Consider the following 2313-nt stretch of genomic DNA (forward strand, 5'->3'; position numbering starts at 1 on the left):
CCCTCGGCACCCCCGTGCCCCGCCCGCATCCGCTCCAGGCAGACACGCGCCCCGGCGGTGTCCCCGAGGTCCAGCAGAACCCCGGTCAGGAATGCCCGGCACTGCGGAGCTCCGGGCGTGATCCCCCACGCACCGAACTGTTCGAGCGCGGTGCCGAGTGAGCGGCGTGCCCGGTGCAGTTCGCCGTGCCGCCACTCGGTGAACCCCTTCCACAGGTGCGCCGACAGCGAGCCGATCAGCGACCCTCGCTGCCCCGTGTACGTCAGCGTCTCGTCCCACAGCAGCGTGACGTCCTCGTCCGCGAGGTGCAGCACGACAGCCGCCGTGCACCAGGAGAGCACCTCGCCGCTGTGCAGCAGCACCCGGTCGGTGAGGGCGAACCGGGCGGAGGCGACGGCGGCGGCGCGGTCGAACCCCTTCATGGTGGCCTCTCGCGCCGCGTCGGCGGCCAGCATCCGGGCGCCGGGGCCGTCTCCGACGGGGATCGCGACCGGGGCGTCCACGCTGTCGGTACTCATGTCCTGGAGCCCGTGCGCGAACGCGCCGAGCCGCGCCAGGGCCAGCAGTCCCTGCCGTTCGTCGTCCGTACTGGCCGTACTGGCCGTACTGGCCGTACTGGCCGACCCGGGCAGCTCCGCCGCGGCGTGTGCCGCCAGTTCGGCCGCCTCGCCCGGCCTGCCGGTGTAGATCAGTGTCTGCGCGAGCAGGCGCGCGACGCTCGCACGCAACGGCGACGTCGTATACGCCTCCCGAAGGTGTCGGGCTGCTGCCGGCCCGTCCACGAGTGCTTCGGCCCGGCCCAGTTCCAGCAGCACCTCGGGGCGTACGTCGCGGGCGGGCGGCTCGAGCAGCGCCCGGGTGAGCAGGGTGGCGGCCACGTCGTTCGCACCGTGGGCGGTCGCGCGGGCCGCGGCGGCGCGCAGAACCGCGACGACCCAGGGGTCGCCCCGGTAAGGGACCAGGAGCAGATGCGCGGCGGTCTCCTCCGGATCGGCACCCACACCGTCGAGGAGTCTGGCCGCCCGTTCGTGCAGCTCCGGGCGTTCCTGAGCCGGCACCGTCCGCAGGACGGCCTCGCCGGCCAGGGGATGCACGAAGGCCAACGGGTACTGGTCACGGACCACCTCCGCCCGTGCGAGCACCGCCGTCGCCGTCACCACGTCCTGCTCGGAGAGCCCCGTGAAGGCCGCGACCACCGGCAGCGCGGCCCCGCCGACACCGCCGGAATCGCCGACACGGCCGGAATCGCCGTCGCCGCCGTCGCCGACGCCGTCGAGGACGGCGATCGCCCGTGCGACGGCCGTGGCTGCGGACGGCAGCCGCTCCAGCCGTGCGAGCACGAGTCCCGAGACGGCACGGATGCCCGACTCCGCGACGGCGCGCGCGTCCACACCGTGCGCCCCCTCCAGTGCCCGCAGCTGCCTCGTCAGCAGCAGAGGCAGTCCCGCCGAGGCCCGGTGAAACGCACCGGCCAACTCCTCGTCCACCGCTGCCCGCATCCGTCGGCGTACGAGTCCGGCGACGCCGACCGCGCTCAGCGGACCGGGACGGATGTGCACCACCGCCGGGTCTCGCGCGATGTCGGCCAGCAACTGCTCGTTCTCGTAGGGGATATGGGGTTCCCCGGTGCGCAGCGCGGTGACGACGAGGAGCGGCATGGTCTGAAGACGCGGCACGAGATAGGCCAGGAAGGTGAGGGATGGCGCATCGCACGCCTGGAGATCGTCCACGAGGAGGAGCAGGGGCCGCCGCACACGGTGGTGGTGGCGGGTGGCGAGGCGTTCGGTGAGTCGGTAGAGCCCGTGGAGGACGGCGAAGTCGTCAGGCCCCGCGGGGTCGGCGGGATCAGCGGGATCGGCACGATTGGCGGGATCGGCGGGCCCGCCAGGTCCGGCTGCCGCCTGCCCGTCGAACACCGGCGCTGCCGCACCGGCCGACAGTGCGCCACCGAGCCCTGCGACCGCCGGGCCGAGCAACCGCCGTACGACGTCGAAGCGGTCGCTGTCGTGGCCGTCGCAGCCGTCGCTGTCGTGGCCGTCGCAGCCGTCGTGCGGGCGGCTGCTCGTCGCGCTCGACGTGCCCTCCGCGCCCAGCACCCGCGCCCCCCACTCACTGCCCAGCAGCCGTACCTCGTCGAGCAGCGCGCTCCGACCGATCCCGGCCGGGCCCTGAACACACACCAGCCCACCGCGCCCCGCGGCCGCGTCCGACAAGCACATCCGCAGCTCGGCCAACTCCCGTTCACGTTCGACGAGTTCACCGGACACCGGTGCGGATGAAGCCGCACGGACGGACACTCGCGCGGGCGGCGGC

Annotated in this window: 1 protein-coding gene; it reads right to left on the reverse strand. The window is 74.1% G+C overall.

From position 1 onward, the window contains the following. Positions 1-2267 (reverse strand): AAA family ATPase (locus tag FNH04_RS44990; RefSeq protein ID WP_322725686.1); only part of this gene is annotated, 2267 nt, incomplete at its 3' end. Between the last annotated feature and the right edge of the window lie 46 nt (positions 2268-2313).

It is taken from the genome of Streptomyces phyllanthi, assembly GCF_009377205.1.
Lineage (GTDB): Bacteria > Actinomycetota > Actinomycetes > Streptomycetales > Streptomycetaceae > Streptomyces > Streptomyces phyllanthi.